The 18,011-nt window shown below is 72.8% G+C and carries 17 protein-coding genes; 11 read left to right on the top strand and 6 right to left on the bottom strand.

The genetic code is table 11. From position 1 onward, the window contains the following. The first annotated feature begins 57 nt into the window (after window positions 1–57). Complete coding sequence (locus ACZ50K_RS16080; protein ID WP_468903018.1) at window positions 58–1,104, top strand: fatty acid desaturase family protein; 1,047 nt, start codon at window positions 58–60, stop codon at window positions 1,102–1,104. Window positions 1,105–1,257: 153 nt separating this feature from the next. On the opposite strand, the gene ACZ50K_RS16085 is transcribed toward ACZ50K_RS16080, so the two are convergent. The 3 genes from ACZ50K_RS16085 to ACZ50K_RS16095 form a co-directional block, all read right to left on the bottom strand. After that, on the bottom strand, window positions 1,258–2,328 hold the full coding sequence (locus ACZ50K_RS16085; RefSeq protein WP_468903020.1) for a terpene synthase family protein: 1,071 nt from the start codon (window positions 2,326–2,328) through the stop codon (window positions 1,258–1,260). A 94-nt stretch (window positions 2,329–2,422) separates the two neighbouring features. Next, window positions 2,423–3,751: a cytochrome P450 gene (locus tag ACZ50K_RS16090; protein ID WP_468903022.1), complete on the bottom strand. Its 1,329-nt coding sequence runs from the start codon at window positions 3,749–3,751 to the stop codon at window positions 2,423–2,425. Between the two features lie 174 nt (window positions 3,752–3,925). Next, a complete protein-coding gene (locus tag ACZ50K_RS16095; RefSeq protein ID WP_468903024.1) occupies window positions 3,926–5,002 on the bottom strand; it encodes a polyprenyl synthetase family protein in 1,077 nt (358 codons plus the stop codon). Between the two features lie 380 nt (window positions 5,003–5,382). On the opposite strand from ACZ50K_RS16095, the gene ACZ50K_RS16100 reads away from it, so the two are divergent. From ACZ50K_RS16100 to ACZ50K_RS16145, 10 genes are all read left to right on the top strand, one after another. Further along, window positions 5,383–5,592 (top strand): hypothetical protein, encoded by a 210-nt coding sequence (locus tag ACZ50K_RS16100; RefSeq protein WP_468903026.1) that lies wholly within the window; start codon window positions 5,383–5,385, stop codon window positions 5,590–5,592. Window positions 5,593–5,632: 40 nt separating this feature from the next. Continuing rightward, entirely contained in the window at window positions 5,633–6,214 is a 582-nt protein-coding gene (locus tag ACZ50K_RS16105) for a DUF4383 domain-containing protein (protein ID WP_468903028.1), read from the top strand. A 201-nt stretch (window positions 6,215–6,415) separates the two neighbouring features. Continuing rightward, complete coding sequence (locus tag ACZ50K_RS16110) at window positions 6,416–6,595, top strand: DUF6480 family protein (protein ID WP_468903030.1); 180 nt, start codon at window positions 6,416–6,418, stop codon at window positions 6,593–6,595. A 14-nt stretch (window positions 6,596–6,609) separates the two neighbouring features. Beyond that, window positions 6,610–7,305, top strand: a complete 696-nt coding sequence (locus tag ACZ50K_RS16115; RefSeq protein ID WP_468903033.1) for an SDR family NAD(P)-dependent oxidoreductase — start codon at window positions 6,610–6,612, stop codon at window positions 7,303–7,305. 241 nt (window positions 7,306–7,546) lie between these two features. Then, on the top strand, window positions 7,547–7,978 hold the full coding sequence (locus ACZ50K_RS16120; protein WP_468903035.1) for a TspO/MBR family protein: 432 nt from the start codon (window positions 7,547–7,549) through the stop codon (window positions 7,976–7,978). A gap of 44 nt (window positions 7,979–8,022) precedes the next feature. Further along, complete coding sequence (locus ACZ50K_RS16125) at window positions 8,023–8,985, top strand: MerR family transcriptional regulator (RefSeq protein WP_468903037.1); 963 nt, start codon at window positions 8,023–8,025, stop codon at window positions 8,983–8,985. A gap of 402 nt (window positions 8,986–9,387) precedes the next feature. Beyond that, window positions 9,388–10,560, top strand: a complete 1,173-nt coding sequence (locus ACZ50K_RS16130; RefSeq protein ID WP_468903040.1) for a polyprenyl synthetase family protein — start codon at window positions 9,388–9,390, stop codon at window positions 10,558–10,560. Further along, window positions 10,557–12,095, top strand: coding sequence for a phytoene desaturase (locus ACZ50K_RS16135; protein WP_468903042.1), 1,539 nt, complete (start codon window positions 10,557–10,559; stop codon window positions 12,093–12,095). Before ACZ50K_RS16130 ends, ACZ50K_RS16135 begins: the two co-directional genes overlap by 4 nt. Continuing rightward, complete coding sequence (locus ACZ50K_RS16140; RefSeq protein ID WP_468903044.1) at window positions 12,092–13,069, top strand: phytoene/squalene synthase family protein; 978 nt, start codon at window positions 12,092–12,094, stop codon at window positions 13,067–13,069. Before ACZ50K_RS16135 ends, ACZ50K_RS16140 begins: the two co-directional genes overlap by 4 nt. Further along, window positions 13,066–14,079, top strand: coding sequence for a DUF5914 domain-containing protein (locus ACZ50K_RS16145; protein WP_468903047.1), 1,014 nt, complete (start codon window positions 13,066–13,068; stop codon window positions 14,077–14,079). Before ACZ50K_RS16140 ends, ACZ50K_RS16145 begins: the two co-directional genes overlap by 4 nt. A gap of 28 nt (window positions 14,080–14,107) precedes the next feature. Here ACZ50K_RS16145 and ACZ50K_RS16150 read toward each other — a convergent pair whose 3' ends face one another. Genes ACZ50K_RS16150 through ACZ50K_RS16160 form a run of 3 tightly spaced genes read right to left on the bottom strand, consistent with a single transcriptional unit; the run spans window position 14,108 to window position 17,592 of the window. Continuing rightward, complete coding sequence (locus ACZ50K_RS16150) at window positions 14,108–15,664, bottom strand: FAD-dependent oxidoreductase (RefSeq protein WP_468903049.1); 1,557 nt, start codon at window positions 15,662–15,664, stop codon at window positions 14,108–14,110. Further along, window positions 15,661–16,371, bottom strand: coding sequence for a class I SAM-dependent methyltransferase (locus ACZ50K_RS16155; protein ID WP_468903051.1), 711 nt, complete (start codon window positions 16,369–16,371; stop codon window positions 15,661–15,663). The genes ACZ50K_RS16150 and ACZ50K_RS16155 overlap by 4 nt, the downstream gene beginning before the upstream one ends. Window positions 16,372–16,380: 9 nt before the next feature. Beyond that, window positions 16,381–17,592, bottom strand: coding sequence for a lycopene cyclase family protein (locus ACZ50K_RS16160; RefSeq protein ID WP_468903053.1), 1,212 nt, complete (start codon window positions 17,590–17,592; stop codon window positions 16,381–16,383). Window positions 17,593–18,011: the final 419 nt, after the last annotated feature.

Here is an 18,011-nt window from a genome sequence, read left to right on the forward strand (position 1 = left end):
AGTTCCACAGGTGCCGGGGCCGCTCCTCCGCGACGGACCAGAAAGCGGCTCCTGATCATGAATTCCTCTCAGGCGGTGCGTCCTCCCCCCGTACGGGCTGGTGCGGGGAGCGACTTCGCCCGACTCTCCCGGAAGATCCAGGAGGCGGGCCTCATGGCTCGGCGCCCCGGGTACTACGCCGTGCGCATCGCGGCCGTGACGGCCCTGTACGCCGCCGGGTGGACGGCCCTCTTCCTGATCGGCGACAGCTGGTGGACGCTGGCGGCGGCCGCCTTCCTCGCTCTGGTGTTCGGGCAGGTGGCCCTGCTCGCGCACGACCTCGCCCACCGGCAGGTGTTCCGACTGCGCAAGGCCAGTGAGGTGTCCGGGCGCATCGCCGGCAACCTCGGCATCGGCATGGGATACGGCTGGTGGCAGGACAAGCACACCCGCCACCACGCCAACCCCAACCACGAAGACCTCGACCCCGACCTCGACCCGGACATCCTCGTCTGGACGCAGGACCAGGCCCGCACGGCCAAAGGCCTGCCGCGGCTGCTCGGGCGCTCGCAGGCGTACCTCTTCTTCCCGCTGCTCCTGCTGGAGGGGTTCAACCTGCACGTGTCCGGAGTGCGGTCGCTGTTCGACCGCTCGCTCAGGCGGCGAGCATGGGAGGGGGGCCTGCTCGCCGCTCACTTCGCCACCTACCTCGGTGTGCTGTTCCTGGCGCTGCCACCCGGCAAGGCGGTCGCGTTCCTCCTCGTCCACCAGTGCCTCTTCGGCGTCTACCTCGGTTCGATCTTCGCCCCGAACCACAAGGGCATGCCGGTACTGCGGGGTGCAGAGCGGCCCGACTTCCTCAGGCGCCAGGTCCTGACCTCCCGTGACGTGCGAGGAGGCCGATTGACCGACATCGTCCTGGGCGGTCTCAACTACCAGATCGAGCACCACCTCTTCCCGAGCATGCCCAGCCCGCACCTGCGCAGGGCGCAGGCCGTCGTCCACAGTCACTGCCAGGAACTCGGGGTCAGCCATCTGGAGACAAGCTTGGTCGAGTCCTACCGGCAGACCCTCGCCAGCCTCCACGCGGCCGGAGCCCCGCTCCGAGCGCCGCGGACCACCTGACCCCCGCCACGCGGCTCCCGGCCCCCGCGCCGCGCGCGGTCTGCGCCCGACCGCGGGCGCTCCGCCGGCCCCCGGAATTGAGGACCCGCTCATGTGCGGTACCCGTGGACACACCGCAGACGGCGCTCGCACACGCCTCGAATCGGGGCCCGGTCACGCCGAGAGCTGATCCCACCACCAGGCGATGGTCGGGTAGGGGAGGGGGCCGTCCGTGGCGTGCGCAGACGGTGTGTGAGTCCGCTGGAGGTGGGGCACCGTGTCAGGACTGAAGTAGCGCAGCGCCTTGGCGGCGAAGGTGAGGTTGCCGGAGAGCACCCGGTCGATCGCCGTGAAATGGCGGCGCAGTTCCGGGCCGGCATCGGTGAGGACCTGGTCGCGCAGACGCAGGTAGATTCCCACCAACGTGTCGCGTATCCCCACCGCTTCCCGCATGATCTGCGGCAGAGACCGGCCCGGATGCTCGTGCTGAAGGGCGGAGAACAGGTTGTACTTCTCCTGTCCCAGCCGCGTTTCCTTCACCAGGGAGTACCGGTCGTTGTCCAGGGTGGCGGCCAACAGGCCGGCCTCGGCCGCAGCCCTGACCTTCGGGGAGGCGAACTCCTGCGCGGAGAGCTCGACGCCCTCGACGGCGTCCAGATATCCGATGGTCGCGTACACGCCGACCGCGCCGATCCGCATGGCGAGGTACTCGTTCACCGTGAGCGAGGCACCCTGCTCGCGCAGGGCCGTCTCCCACAGCATGTCGTGCAGCCAACTGGTCTGAGCGGCCGCGAATCGGTCGTACTGGAGAGAGCTCATGCCGGCCCGCATGCGTACCAGAGCGTCCCGAAGCGCGCGTTCCAGGACGGTCTCACGGCCGGTCGGCGCGCCCGTCCAGGAATGGGGCGAACGCATCAGGCGCGCCCACCGGGAGACGGTATGGACGAGGTCGTAGGTGTTCACCGTCCCCGGATCCGGGACGACCTCGTCGTTGGCCAGGAACGCCCACCCGCTGTAGTCCGCCAACGCCTGGGCCAGGCCCGCAGGGGTGTGGGGGAAGGCATGGGAGACCACGGCGGCCCCGGCCGTTCCGTAGACCGCGGCCAGTGACGCGTCGCCGCGGCCCAGATCGAACGCCTGCGCCCAGCTGACGCTGTTCTGGCGCAGCCGGTCCGCGTCCGCTCGGGTCTCCTCCGGGAACGGGCAGTAGAACGTCCAGAACTCCTGAGGAAACTCCGCTGTCATCAATGTCTCCGGTCACTCATACGGCGGGCTGTGAGGGGAGGTTCGGGTGAGCTGAGCCGAGGTGTTGCGCGGATCCTGCGGACGAGGCGGAAGGTCACTTCCTGCGCAGCGTCCGGAGTTTCACGTTGTGAGGTTGTGTGATGACGCGCAGTGCGGCCGGCTTCGCCTGACCGGACGACGGTGTCAGGTGCCATCGGCTGGTGATGACGGCAAGGGCCAGGATCGCTTCCGTGCTGCCGAATACGTCGCCGATGCACTTGCGGGCCCCGCCCCCGAAGGGGAGCAGGGCATGGCGGGGCGGCGGGGTTCGGTGGTGGGGGTCCCAGCGATCGGGATCGAACGACCCGGGCTTCTCGTACAGGTCCTCCCGGTGGTGGATGAGGTGTGGGCTGAGGGCGACTGTCGTTCCGGTGGGCAGCGGGTAGCCGGCCAGCTCGGTTGCCGCGGTGACCCTTCGGGTGAGGATCCAGGCCGGGGAGTACATGCGCAGGGTCTCCGTGACGATGCGCCCGATCAGCTCCAGCTTGGGTATGTCCGTATGGGTGACGTCCTCGTGGCCGAGGGCGGCGTCCACTTCTCGCTGCACTCTCTGCTGGAGGTCCTCGTCGCGGGAGATCTCGTAGAGGGCCCAGGAGAGGGTTGTCGCCGTGGTCTCGGTCCCGGCCAGGTACAAGGCGAGGACGGTGTCGAAGACCTCCTCGTCGGTCATCACGCTGTCGCCGCCTTCCGGGTCGTGGGCCGCCAGCAATGCGGACAGCAGGTCGCCGTGGTCGGTTCGGCTGGAGCGGCGGTCGGCGATGGTGCGGGTGACCGCCGACCGCAGGCGTGCGGACGCCTTGCGGTAGGCGGCGTCACCCGGAAGCCGTAGTCGGCCCAATTCCGGAGGCACCAGGACGCGCCGGCCCATTCCTTTCACGATGGTGTCGATGTCCTCGACGAGGAATGGCGGTTGTTCCACGGTGAAGAGCGTGTCGGCAGTGACTTGGGCAGCCATGTGGGACATCTCGTTGGGAACATCGACGACTCCTCCATCGCGCCAGGATTCGACACGATGTACAGATGAACGAACCATGACGGACGCGTAGCCGGGGAACCGGTTCGGGTGGAATGACGGCTGGGCAATTCTGCGCTGTCGGCGGTGCCCCTCATGAGGACAGGTGAGCACACCGCTTCCGACCACCTCGCGCGACCGTTCGTAGAGTACGCCGCCCTTGTCGAAGGTCTTGTCGTCGAGGAGCACCTGGCGGGTGAGTTCCGCAGTGCAGGCGACGACGATCTCCGCGGGACCCACCCGTATCTTCACGAGGTCCCCGTAGCGCGGAAGTGCCGCGATGAACGACTGGGGCCGCCTTGCCAACGGCACAAGGTGTCCCAGCAGTGGCAGCGCCCTCGGCGCTGTCGGGATCGAAAGGCTCCTCGACATGTCTGTCTCCCGCGTCGCGTGTTGTGGTCTGCGTACCGGCTGGGGGTGGACAGCGACGGCGTCCGGCCTCGGTCGTCACGGACCGGGGTGCCAAGGATCGTGCCGCGCCCGGTGCGGCGCCCCTTCCGGCCCCGCGGTGCAGGGACGGACGTGGTCGACTCCGCACCCTTCGATTCATCGGTCGCGATGGGTGATGAGGTGTGCCAGGGAACCCAGTTCGGCGCCGGGGCCCGGTGCGGGGCGAAGCGCACGAAGGCGGTCGGTCGCATGGCCGACGTGCCGCCGGGCAGCGGCGTCGGCCCAGCGTCGGCCGCCCGCCTGTTCCACGAGATCGGCGATCTCGGCCAACTGGGCGTCGGTGAAGTCGACATCTTGCTGGTAGAGGCGGCGCAGCGTGTCCGCGGCCGGGTGGGTACTGGTGAGGGCGGCGGTGACGGGCAGGGACTTCTTGCGGGCACGCAGGTCGGACCAACGGGGCTTGCCGGTGGTCGCGGGATCGCCCCAGATGCCCAGGAGATCGTCGGTGAGTTGGAAGGCGGAGCCGAGGTGGTGGCCGAAGGCCTCCAGATGCGCGGTGCGGTCGGTGTCGGCGCCGGCGGCCAGGGCTCCCAGGACGCACGCTCCGGAGATCAGAGCGCCGGTCTTGGCGTCGGCGATGGCGATGGCCTCGTCGAGGGTGGGCTCCGTCCGCTCTTCCCAGAGCGTGTCGTGGTATTCCCCGCCGACCAGTGCCTGGACCACGGAGGTGAGGCGGGAAACACCCTGGGCGGCAAGGCGGGGGCCGGCGGCGCTCAGCGTGCCGATCGCCAGGAAGAACAGGGCGTCACCGGCGAGGATGCCCGCGGCGACACCGTACTGGTGCCAGAGGGCGGGGCGCCCGCGGCGCATCTCGTCGTGGTCGATGATGTCGTCGTGCAGCAGGGAGGCGTTGTGGACCAGTTCCACGGCAACGGCGGCCGGCAGGGCATCCTCCGCCCGACCACCGAGGGCCTGGCAGGCCGTGAGTGCCAGGGCCGGGCGTACGGCCTTCCCCGCCGGAAGGTCGGTTCGGGTCCCGGCCCTGTCCCACCATCCGAAGTGGACTCCGGCCAGATGACGGATGTCCGGCTGCAGGGTGGCCACCGCCTGGCGCAGGGCGGGCGTGACCAAGGCACTGGTGCTGGCCAGAACCTCGTGGATCGACCGGGCCCCGACCTGGGTGGGAACCGGTTCGTCCGCGGTGCGGGTCCGGGCGCCACTGGTTGCCGTCACGAAGTGATCACCTCCATGGTGCGTCTCCCGGAGCCGGCACCCGGCCCGTCCGGTTCGCTGGGTTCGGTCGCTCCGGTCGGAGCGGGAAGCACACGAATCACCACCTGCGGTGGAGGCTGATGCCGGCGAGGTCTGCGGACTGCTCGAAGCCTCACGCAACGTGGCCGCCGTGGCCTCCTGGACGAACCCCTGAGGCGCCCCTGAGAATTCGCCCGCAGCAGCCGTCGGGCCGGCCGGTGAGCGGCCCCGCTCGGCGGCACCGAAGCGATGCATAAAAGGTGCAAATTGCCTGGCTTGTCTGCTCTGCATAGCGTCAGGGAGTCAGGATCCCCTCCGAAGGGTCGGCTGTTTCCTCCGGAATGATCAGAAGGAGCTTCATCATGATCGTCAAAAGGCTGCACGACGCAGGGGTGAAGAGTGAGCACGCCTATCTGGCCGCCACCCTGTCCATCGGCCTGTCGCTCGCGTCGTGGCTCGCTTCCAGCAGCCGCGAGGACATCGAGCGCGCAGACCGGTGGGGGATCTTCGTCGGCGAGTGGGCGCCCACGTTCTTCGGCCTCGGCCTGGCCCTCGCGAACTACGAGAAGTGACATCGCACCGCATCGGAACGATCCTCCGGGAGGAGCCGGCATGAAGCTCCGTGACGAACTGCCCGTCGACCACCGCCTCGCCACCGTCTACCGCTACGGCGCCCTGCTCTGCGGCCTGGCCCTGATCGCCTTCGGTGCCCTGGGCTTCGCGGATGCCCTGAGTCCGTTCGACACCCGGGGCGAGACGATCGCGGGGATGACCACGAACACGGCCCTCAGCGGGATCTCCGTCGGGGTCGGGCTCTCGCTCGCCGCGGGCGCCTTCATCGGCGGAAATTTCGCCTCCACCCTCAACATCACTGTGGGAGTCCTGTTCCTGCTCAGCGGGTTCGCGCACCTCTTCGTCCTCGACAAGGACGCCAACGTCCTCGACTTCGGCATGACGAACGTCGTGTTCAGCTTCGCCATGGGCCTGATCATCATGACCTTCGGGATGTACGGCCGCGTCTCCGGCAGGCTCCCGCACGACAACCCGTACTGGCGGAGCCGCCACGCCGACCGGGCAGCGGGACGGCCCTCACCGTCCCGTCCCGCTCCCATCGGCCGGGCGGTCCCCTCCCTCCCTCACGGTCCGACCGTGCCCACCGCGAGCTCCGCCGACGCCGGCGACGTCTCGCGGTGACCGTGCGGGGAACGCGGCCGTGCTGCGGCCGCTTCCCCGCCCTTCCGTGTCACGGACGCGGTGGGACCGCCCCGCTCAGTCCCCTCGGGGAGCCGGCCGCAGGGGGCCCGAACCGGTGCATCAACGATGCGAGGTGCGGGCCGGCGGTCCGCGCCGGACGCTTGACCGGTACGCACGACACCGTCTCGCAGAGGAGTCACCATGAGCGCCCGCCCTGTGGTGCCGGAGGAAACCCCCTCGGCGGAGGGTTCCACGAAGGAAGCGCACCAAGAACGACCCGACGGCGGCATCTGGGACCATCCGTGGATCTTCCTCGGGCTGATCGTGCTCGGCGCCGTCCTCGTGGCCGGCTTCTTCGTGGCACGGATCGCCGGGCTGTAGGGGAGAGCGCCGACATGGACGCCGGCTCGGGCCCGTCCGAACCGGGCATGCGCGGATCACGGGTACTGGTGGCAGGTGCCGGAGGGGTCCTCGGCGGGCTCGCGGCCCGCGAATTGCGGGCCCGGGGCGCCGCCGTCGCCCTCGCCGGCAGGAACCCGGGCCGACTGGCGGCCCTGGCCGACGGCCTCGGCGGAGTACCCGTACGCGAGTTCGACGCGTACGACCTGGACAACTGCGCCCACCTGGCGGCATGGGCGCAGCAGGAGCTGGCAGGGCTGGACGGCGTGCTGGTGACGGTGGGAACAGCCGGATTCGGGCGGGTGGAGGAAATGCCCGAGGCGGTCGTCGAGCACCTGTTCACCGTCAACGCCCTCTGCCCCGCCGCCGTGCTGCGCGGTGCCGTCTCCCGCGTGCCCGACGGCGGATTCCTGGCCGCCGTGACGGGAGCGGTCGTGGACCGGCCGATGCTCGGCACAGCCGACTACGCGGCGGCCAAAACCGCCCTGAGCTGCTGGCTCGGCGTCCTGGGCCGCGAGGGCCGGGCCAGACGGCTCCGGGTGTTCGACTTCCGGCTCCCGCATCTGGAGACGGGCTTCTCGAACCGGCCTGTGGTGGGACGGCCACCCGCCCTGCCGGAAGGCGGCGACCCGGCCGTCGCCGTACGCGCCCTCGTCGACCAACTCGCGGGCGGGCCCTCCACCGGACGCTGACCGCACGGAAGGCGCGACGGACGACCGCCGGGCCGCACCGCCCCGGTGTGGTGCGATACCGGGGCGAACGGTCCCCGCGAACGCCCCGCGCATCCGGCGGCGGCGCACCGGCCGAAGAGGAGTCAGTCATCGAATACACCGGGAGCAGGCCGTGGCACATTCCGCGACACCCGCACCGACGTCACGTCCGGCCCGCCCTCGCGGATCGCGGCAGTGGTGGACGCTGGCGGGGTTTCTCACCGTGAGTTACGGCGTCGCGGCGCTGGGAGGGCTCGCCGCCGCCGACGCGGGTGAGGTGTACGGGGCGCTGGAACGGCCCGGCTGGGCCCCGCCGGCCTGGCTGTTCGGGCCCGTCTGGACCGTGCTGTACGGCATGATGGCGATTGCCGCCTGGCTGGTCCAGGGTCACCCCGATCGCCCGCGCGTGCGGCGGGCCCTCGCCTGCTGGTGGGTGCAGCTCGCCCTCAACCTGGCCTGGACCCCCGTGTTCTTCGCGGCCCGCCGGTACGGGCTCGCCCTGCTGGACATCGTCCTGCTGCTCGCCGCCCTCACCACCACCGTCGTCCTGTTCCGGCGGCTGAGGCGGATCTCGGCGCTCCTGCTCCTCCCGTACGTGTCGTGGGTGGCCTTCGCGACCGCCCTCAACGCATCCATCTGGCAGCTGAACCGGTGAAGGTCCGGACGAACCCTCCGACGCGGCCGGAACCCCAGGCCGGGATGAGCACGGGGGCCGTGGCCCAGCAGCTCGGCGTGGCGGCGGGCACCCTGCGTTCGTGGGAGCGGCGCTACGCGATCGGTCCCGCCGTCCGTGACGCGGGCAGGCATCGGCGTTGGCTCCCTCAGGACATCGCCTGCCTGGAGGACATGTGCCGCCTGACCGCGCGGGGCGTGCCGCCCGCAGAGGCCGCCCGAGTCGCCCGGGCACGGGCCTCGGGGACGATCCGGGACGAGGAGGACGCGCCCGCGGCCAGGACGGGGCCGGCTCGTGGGGGCCCCGCGACGCTTCCGCTGGGGCCCGTCCGGGCCGAGTGCCGCGGTCTTGCGCGGGCGGCGGTGAGACTGGACGGGGACGCGGTGGAGATCCTCCTGGACCGGGCGATCGAGGACCACGGGTGCGTGGTGGCCTGGGAGGAGATCATTGCGCCGACGCTGCACGCGGCCGGCCGCAAATGGGCCTCTGCGGGCGAACGGTACGTCGAGGTCGAGCACCTGCTGTCCTGGCTCGTGTCCTCGGCCCTGCGGCGCCGGCGTGACCGTCGCGGGCCGCCCCGCAAGGGGGTCCGGCCGATCCTGCTGGCCTGCGCGCCGGGCGAACTCCACAGCCTTCCACTGGAAGCTCTCTGGGCCGCCCTCACGGAGCGCGCCCTGCCCGTGAAGATGTTCGGTCCGGCGCTTCCGGTGGAAGCCCTGCGCCAGGCGGTACTGCGGGTGGGCCCGTCCCTGGTGGTGGTGTGGGCCCAGGAGTCCCCCCACGCCGCGGCGGAGCTGGTGAGCGCCGTGGAGGGAGTCCAGTGGGGGGTGCGGGGAGCGAGATCCCACAGTTCGCTGCTTGTGGCCGGCCCCGGATGGAACTCCGTCTCGCAAAGCGGCACCAGGCAGCTGACGGGCCTGAGGTCGGGGCTGGAGCTGATCGAACGACGTCTCGCACCCGTCCGCCGGGGCACGGGGACGGAGCCCTAGCGGCGGGTGCACGCCACGCCCGGACACCCCCGGACACCGCCCGGGCCGCGACGGGCCCGGGGGCCGCCCGCGTACTCCTGTCCGGACGCTCCCCGGCCGCCGCCGATCCGCCGCCGTCCCCCCGCCGTGCCCAGAACCCGCCGCGTGACCTGCGGAAACGATCAGCTGCCGAGTACGGATCAAGACCGTCAATCCATCGGGTGGAACGCCCGGCCAAGATGTCTGATCCTCCTGCCCGGCGGGGGACCCATAGCTGGCGAGGCCACGGGCGACCGCACCGAGTGCATCCGGCGGGCGGGTGAACGGGGAAGCACGTGGCAAGCACCGCTTCACGACACGGAGGACCACATGCACGCGGAGTCGGTCGCTTGTCACATCGTCAAAGAACCCCGGCCGCCGGCCGTGCGCGGTACACCGCCCACCATCCCCGCGGCAGCCACGGTCGACCTGCACGTGGAAGATGCCGTCACCCGTGAACTGGAGCTCCGCTGCGCCGAGTTCCTCTCCCGCTGCCGGTCTCTCGACGCCGTCTTCGCCGCGGACATCGCGGAGCGGCTCACCGCCTTCACCCTCGGTGGCGGCTCGCGCGTCCGGCCCCGGTTCCTCTGGTGGGCCCTGCGGGCCTGCGGGGGCGGCGACGGCCACGTGCCCGCCGCCCTGACCCTCGGCGCCGCACTCGAACTCATCCAGAGCTGCGCCCTGGTCCACGACGACGTCATGGACCAGTCCGCCGTCCGCCGCGGCAGCCCTTCCTTCCATGCGCAGATCGAGATCCAGTACCCGTCGGCCCCGCCCCCGCAGGATCCTGGCCGGCCCTCACCGTTCGCCCAGTCGGCCGCCGTCCTCGCCGGGGACCTCGCGCTGTCCTGGGCGGACGACCTGGTCGCCGCAGCGGACCTCGATCCTCCGGTGCGCACCGACGTCCTGCGGATCTGGCGGGCCATGCGCACGGAAATGGTCGCGGGCCAGTACCTCGACCTGCACGGACAGGCGACCTCCTCCCGCTCCACCGGCCAGGCCGTCCGCACCGTCCGTCTGAAGACGGCCCGCTACACCGTCGAACACCCGCTCGCCCTCGGCGCGGCACTCGCCGGCGCCGACGGTCCCACCACCCGCGCCCTGGCCGCCGCAGGGCGCTGCGCCGGCATCGCCTTCCAGTTCCGCGACGACCTGCTCGGCGTGTTCGGAGACCCCCAGGTGACCGGCAAACCCTCGGGCGACGACATCCGGTCCGGCAAAGCGACCTACCTGCTGTCCCTGGCCCACTCCCGGGCCCGAGCCGCCGGCACCACCTCCCTCCTCGACCTCCTCGACGCATGCCGGGGGAGCGGCGAACCCCTCTCCGGCCCGACCCTGACGCGCGTACGAGAAGCCCTGCACGCCACCGGCGCACCGGCGCGGATGGAACGTCACATCGAACGCCTGGCGCGCGCGTCCGAACGCCACCTCGCGGCGGCACAGCTGCACGGCCCCGCCGCCCAACGACTGGGTGAACTGCTGAGACACGTGGCCTCCCCGGCACCCCGGTGCGACACAGCCCTCGAACGAACCAGCCACCACGGAGACGCCCCATGAGGACGATCAACGGCCGCACCGACCACGTCGTGGTCATCGGCGCCGGGCTCGCCGGTCTCTCGGCCGCCCTCCACCTGCTCGGATCGGGCCGAACCGTCACCGTCGTCGAACGCGACCCCCTGCCCGGAGGGCGGGCCGGCCTCCTGGAACGCGACGGCTACCGCTTCGACACCGGCCCCACCGTCCTGACCATGCCGCACCTGCTGGAGGAAGCCTTCGCCGCGGTCGGCCAGAACATGTCCGACCGGCTGACCCTGCATCCCCTCCATCCCGCCTACCACGCCCGGTTCGCGGACGGCAGCAGCCTCGACGTCCACACCGGGGCCCAGGCCATGGAAGCGGAGGTCGAACGCTTCGCCGGAGCCGGCGAAGCGGCCGGGTACCGGCGACTGCGCCAGTGGCTGCACGACCTGTACCGGGTTCAGATGGGCCGGTTCATCGACACCAACTTCGACTCCCCGCTCTCCCTCCTGCACCCGGACCTGGCCCGCCTCGCCGCACTCGGCGGGTTCGGCCGCCTGCAGCCGCAGATCGGCCGCTTCATCACCGACGAACGCCTGCAGCGCGTCTTCTCCTTCCAGGCCCTCTACGCCGGTGTCCCGCCGGCCCGCGCGCTCGCCGCCTACGCCGTGATCGCCTACATGGACACCGTCGCGGGCGTCTACTTCCCCGAAGGCGGCATGCACGCCGTACCCACCGCCATGGCCGCGGCCGCCTCCGACGCGGGCGCCACCCTCCACTACGGCCAGACCGTCACCCGCCTGGAGCGCACGGGCGACCGGATCAGCGCCGTCGTCACCGACCACCAGCGCATCCCCTGCGACGCGGTCGTCCTGACCCCGGACCTCCCCGTCTCCTACCGGCTGCTCGGCGCCCGCCCCCGGCGCCCGCTCGCCCCGCGCCACTCCCCGTCAGCCGTCGTCCTGCACGCCGGCACCGACCGCACCTGGCCCGAGCTCGCCCACCACACGATCTCCTTCGGCGCCGCCTGGAAACAGACCTTCCACGAACTCACCCGCACCGGCCGCCTCATGACCGACCCCTCTCTCCTCATCACCCGCCCCACCGCCACCGACACCGGCCTGGCCCCTCCCGGCAAGCACACCCACTACGTCCTCGCACCCTGCCCCAACACCAGCGTCGGCCCCTCCGCCGCCTCCTGGGACGACCTCGGCCCCCGCTACCGGGACAGCCTGCTGCGCGAACTGGAACACCGCGGCCTCACCGGCTTCGCCGACGCCATCGACACCGAGGCCCTCCTCACCCCCGCCGACTGGACCGCCCAGGGCCACCCCGCCGGCACCCCCTTCTCCCTCTCCCACACCTTCGCCCAGACCGGACCGTTCCGCCCCCACAACCTCGTACGCGGCACCGCCAACGCCGTCCTCGCCGGCTGCGGCACGACCCCCGGCGTGGGCGTCCCCACCGTCCTGATCTCCGGCCGCCTGGCCGCCGCCCGCATCACCGGCCCGCCCGGCAGCCGTCACCGCCCCCCGGCACCCGCGTCCGACGCCACGAAAGGCAGCTCCGCATGACCCGACGCGAACTCGACGCCGCCGCCATCACCGACCCCGCCCTGCGCGTCGCCTACCACCAGTGCCGCCGCCTCAACGCCCGCCACGGGAAGACCTACTTCCTCGCCACCCGCCTGCTGCCCCCCGACCGCCGCCCCGCCGTGCACGCCCTCTACGCCTTCGCACGCCTCGCGGACGACATCGTCGACGACCTCCACGCCCCCGCCGCGCCCACCGACCGCGCCCGGCGCCTGCGGGCCCTCTCCGACGACCTCCGCACGGCGATCACGGGCGGGCCCGGCCCCCACCACCCCGTCGTCGCCGCCGTCGCCCACACCACGCACCGCTACCGCATCCCGCACAGCCACTTCGACGACTTCCTCACCTCCATGCGCAGCGACCTCACCGTCACCGACTACCCCACCCTGGACGCACTGCGCGGCTACATGCACGGCTCCGCGGCCGTCATCGGCCTCCAAATGCTGCCCGTGCTCGGCCACACCACCGCGCGCGACGAGGCCACCCCGCACGCCGCCGCACTGGGCGAGGCCTTCCAGCTCACCAACTTCATCCGCGACGTGGGCGAGGACCTCGACCGCGACCGCGTCTACCTGCCCGCCGACCTCCTCGCCGCCGACGGCGTGGACCGCGAACTGCTGCTCTGGAGCCGCCGCACCGGACAGCGCGACCCCCGCATCACCAGCGCCCTGCGCGCCGCCACCGCGCTGGCCCGCCGGTTCTACGCGCGAGCCCGACCGGGCCTGGACATGCTCGCACCCGTCTCCCGGCCCTGCGTGCACACCGCCTTCGTGCTCTACGGCGAGATCCTCGACGCCGTCGCCCGCGACGGCTACGCCAGCGTCCACCGCCGTTCCTCGGTGCCCCTCACCCGGCGGGCAGCCGTCGCGGCGGCCGGAGCGGCCAGGATCGCGGCAGCCCGCCTGACCTCACCCGCGGCGCCCGCCGCCCCGGCCGTCGAGGAGCCCTCGCGATGAGCCCGCGCCCCGGACGGCGGCTCCCGGTGAGCCTCCGCCGTGACCCGGTCGCCTGGCACCGGCAGCGACCGACCTGGCGGGACGCCTCGCCCCGTCTCATTGCCGCCGCCCTCGAACGGGCCCGGGCCCGCCCCACCGGCAATTGGTACGTCCTCGGCCCCAGCGCCGCGGTCCGCCCGGACTCCGGCTACGGGGCCACGGTGGCGGGAACGGAGATCGTGGCCTGGCGCGACGCGGCCGGGGCCCTCGTCGCCGGCCCGGGCGCCTGCCCGCACCTGGGCGCCGCCCTGGCCGAGGCCCCGGTGCGCTGCGGAACCCTGGTCTGCCCCTGGCACGGGCTCGCCCTCACCGGCGCCCCCTTCGCCGGCTGGAACCCCTACCCCGCCCACGACGACGGCGTCCTCACCTGGGTGCGCCTCGACGATCACGGCGGCGAAAGCCCCCTCGACGCCCCCGCCGTGCCGCACCGTCCGGCCGCCGCGGACTCGGTGGCCGCCGTCTACACCGGGACCGGCACGTGCGAGCCCGAGGACATCGTCGCCAACCGCCTCGACCCCTGGCACGGAGCGTGGCTCCACCCCTACTCCTTCGTCGACCTCACCGTCCTCGACGACGACGACGACGGCGACCGCGACGGCGACGGCGCCGACGTCCTGACCGTACGGGTCTCCTTCAAGCTGACCCGGCGCGTGGTCGTCCCCGTGACCGCCGAGTTCACCGCCCCCGGCCCCCGCACCGTCGTCATGCGCATCACCGAGGGCGAAGGCCGGGGATCCGTCGTGGAGACCCACGCCACCCCCATCGGAACCGGCCGCGACGGCCGGCCCCGGACCCGGGTGACCGAAGCCGTCATCGCCACCTCCCACCGCCTGGGCTTCACCCTCGCCCGCGCCGCCGCCCCCCTGCTGCGCCCCCTCATCAGCCGCACCGCGGGCCGTCTGTGGAGGGACGACCTCGCCTACGCCGAACGCCGATGGGAACTGCGCGACACCGGCCGCTTCCCCGGCTGAACCCTGCCCGCACCAGCACGGCGGGCCGTCACGGCGAACGGTCCGGCCGCCGGCCCAGGCGTGCCAGCGCCCGGGCCGCGGCCGTACGCCCCCCGTCCGGCACCGTCCACAAGGTCTCGCCCCGCACGCCCCACCGCTCCAGCAGGGCGTTCGCCGCCAGGAAACCGCTGGTGGCCGCCCGCTCCATCAACGCGACCGGAAGACCCGTACGCACAAGATCACCGGCGACAGCCACCCGGACGTCGCCCGTCCGGACGGCGGGCCGGTCCCGGTATCCGCCGACCGTGAACAGGGGGCAGTCCTCGCGCCACTCGTGCCGCACGTCGACGATGCCGGCGTGCGCCGTCTCCGGATACACCTCGCGCAGCCGTCGCACCAGCCGCTCCTCGACCTCCGGACGCCTCTCCGCCGGGTCCACCGCGTAGGCGTGCAGCTCCACCACCGAACCGCCGGTCCGCAAGGCCCACCGGTGGGCCTCACCCTCCCACCGGTCCAGGACGCTCACGTTGTCGAGGCCGCCGAACCCGCTGGTACCGAGGAAACCGTGCCGGTCGCCGTCCACCGGCCGAGACAGCCAGAGACGGGAGACCAGAAACGGCGGCGCCGTCCGCAACCCCGCGACCCGGGCCCGCCACACCGGATCCACCAGCTCCGGCGAGGCGCCGACCAGCCCGCGCAGCCCGCCGGTGTCCAGGGCCAGCACCACACCGTCGAAGCGTCGGGGCGCCGCCCCCTCCGCGACGATCTCCACCCGCTCCTCGCCGACCGGGCGCACCTCCAGCACCGCCGTGTCCGTCCGGATCTCGACGCCGAGCCCGCCCAGATGGCGGGCCAGCGGGTCCCACAGCGCCTGCGGGAACGGCTCGCGCGGCACGTCGAACAGCAGCCCCTCGCTGGATCCCAGGAAGTAGATGTGGAACATCAGCACCAGCTCCGCCGCCGACAGCTCCGCCGGATCCGCGAAGAAGCTCCGCGAGAACACCTCGAACGCCAGGTGGTAGGCCGCCTCCGGGAAACGGATGCCCTCCAGGAACGAGGTGGCACTCACCCCGTCCAGCGCCTCGTACACCCCCGGGACACGGACGTCCAGCAGGGGCAGGGCCGCCCGCGGGTCCATCCGCCCCAGATCCCGCCAGCCGAAGGTGGGACTCCGCGCGACGAATCCGAGGGCACTGAGCGGCGGTGTGCGCGGCACCCGCGCGAAGCTGTCCTGCCCGCCGTCGCGGTGGCGCAGCGGATAGTCGGCCAGCCCCGTCAGGCCGGACAACCCCGCATCGGTGCGGCGCAACAGCGACCGCAGGTTGTAGTACTGCCGGAAGAAGGCGTGGAAGCCCCGGCTCATCGTCGCCCGGGAACCGTCCGCCAGCCGCACCCCCCATCCCGCCAGCCGGCCACCGAGCTGCGCGTCCCGTTCGTACACGGTGACGAGCACCCCGCGCTCGGCGAGCGCGGTGGCCGCCGACAGGCCGGCGATCCCGCCGCCCACCACCGCCACCCGCGGTGGCTCCCCCTCGATCCGGGCCCGCCCGCCCCGGGGCTCGACACGCCGGGCCAGCCGGTCACGGCCCGGGCGGCCCCCGCTCACGCGGCCACCCGCCCGACGAACGTGTGCGTGATGCCCGTCTGCCACCCCGGCAGCGGCAGCACCCGCACCTCCGTGAATCCCGCGGCCCGCATCCGCGCCGCGAACCGCTCCGCCGTGTCAAAACCGAGCACGCTGCGCCACAGGTGGTCGTAGAGCCCCGCGTCACCCCCGGCCCGTCCCAGCGGCATGATCACCGTCCGGCACACCGCCGTCCACACCGCCCTGTGCAGCGCCCCGCCACTGAGCGCGTACTCGTGTACGGCGATGCGCGCACCCGGTGCCATCACGGCACGCACCGCGGCCAGCGTCCGATCGGGATCCGGGACGTTGCGGAAGAGGTAGGCGGCGAAGACGGCGTCGAACGGCCCGTCGACCCCCGCCTCGGCCAGCCGGTCGGCAGACCCCTGGACGAATCGGACCCGGTCCGGCCACTTCTTGGCCGCGGCCCGCTCCAGCATGCCGGCCGATGCGTCCACCCCCGTCACCTCGGCCTCGCCCGCGGCCGCCAGCAGGGCGGCGGTCGACGCGCCGGTACCGCATCCCAGGTCCAGGACCCGGGCACCGCGGCCCTCGTGGGGCAGGCCCAGGCGGCGGGCCGAGCGGCGCAGATGGCCGTGGTAGCCGGGACTGGCCGCGACCAGCAGGTCGTACCGCGCCGCGGCGTGATCGAAGGCAGCGGACAGGGCGTCGTCTCGCAGCAGTGGCATAGCGGCCTTTCAGTGTCGTCCCGGCGCCGGGGCCGGGACGGTTCGGGCGAGCAGCGGCAGTTCGGCGAGCGAGCGCAGCATCGGCAGGACCGGCGTGCGCAGGCCGATCCCGAAGTCCTCCCACGGCGACGTGGCACCGTCCAGGAACCGCAGGACCCGCTCGGCCGGCACCGCCGAGAAGAGCCGGGAGAAGAAGGCCCCGCCGTCGACCCGGCCCGAGTCCAGCGCGCGCAGCAGCACCGCGTCCATCGCCCGGGCCCTGCGGCCGTGCACGGCGGGCACCCGGGCGGGGGAGCGGCCGGCCCGCACCGCATCGGCGAGATGGCGGCTCTGGCGCTGGATCGCGGCGAAGGTGTAGCCCGTTGACGGCCGGGTGGCCCCGCCCGCCGCCCCGATCAGATGGACCCGGCTCCCGCTCTGACGCGGGTAGACACCGTCGCTCATCGGGATCACCCCCTGCTCGCGCCCCCGCACGGAGTAGTCCCCGAGACCCAGGACCGCGGAGCAGTAGTGGCGCAGGGCCCGTTCGTACGCCGCCTCGTCCAGCGCGGCCGCGGAGAACTCCGTGTACTCGACGAGCGCCTCGGACCGGCCCAGCGGCAGCACGTAGCCGAAGGCCAGCCCCCGGACCGGCTGGGGCAGACGAAAATCCATCAGGGTCGCGGCTCCGGGCTGGAAGGCGGGCCGGCGCGTGCGCACGAACCACCCCCGGAAGTGCTGGAGCAGCGTGGTCCGGGCCGCGGGCAGCCGCCGTGGCGGCCGCGAGTCGAAGACCACCCCCGATCGCAGCACCGACACCGCCCCCGACGCGTCACGGCCACGGACCACCGCTCCTGTGTCGGCGTCGCACGCCGACTCGACCGTCAACCGCCTCACGTCGACCCCGAACGAGCCGAGTCGCTCGGTCATGGCCGCCTCGAACCGGTCCGACCTCAGCATCTTGTACCTCATCTGCCCGAGTGCCCGTTCGATCAGCGTGCCGTCGGGGGCGTACACGCGCAGCCGGTCCCAACTCGCGGTCAGCAGGGGGTCGTAGGGTCCGGCACCCGTCTCCCAGTAGCACCAGGTCCGGACGGGAGGGCGCAGTGGCCCCGGCGGGGCCTCGACCACGGCCACCCGGGGCCCGGGAACACCGTCCGGCAACGGCTCCACGAGGCGGACCGCCAGGGACAACCCGGCGGCCCCGGCCCCGACCACGGTCACATCCGCATCCCACCGCATCGCTCCGCCTCCAGCACCCGGGCACCCGACAGCCCCTCTTCCGAACCGGACACACCGGCGGATGCAGTAAACCGCCTGCCGGCCCGCCACACCCGGGGACGCGGCCGAACGGCCGGCCGAACCTGGTCCGCCGCACGGTCCGCCGGTGTCCGCCGGGGGGCGGGCCGAACCGCGAAGCACCAGGCCCAGTCCTCGTCGGGCGCGACCGAGAACGCGACGGGATGCCGCGTGGCCACGCAGCGTCCGTGCGCGTGGCCGCCCCGGGACGGCGTGGACGGCCGGTCTCCCGGCGGCAGCCGGCGCGGGGCGCGGCCACCCACCGGCCGGACCCGGGAGCGGGCGGGCGGGAACGTCTGACCGGCTCGCCCTGACAGAGGTCTTCGCTGAATGACATGAGTGGCCGCCCGGTGGAAACCCGC

This window comes from Streptomyces sp. NPDC033845, from assembly GCF_055576225.1.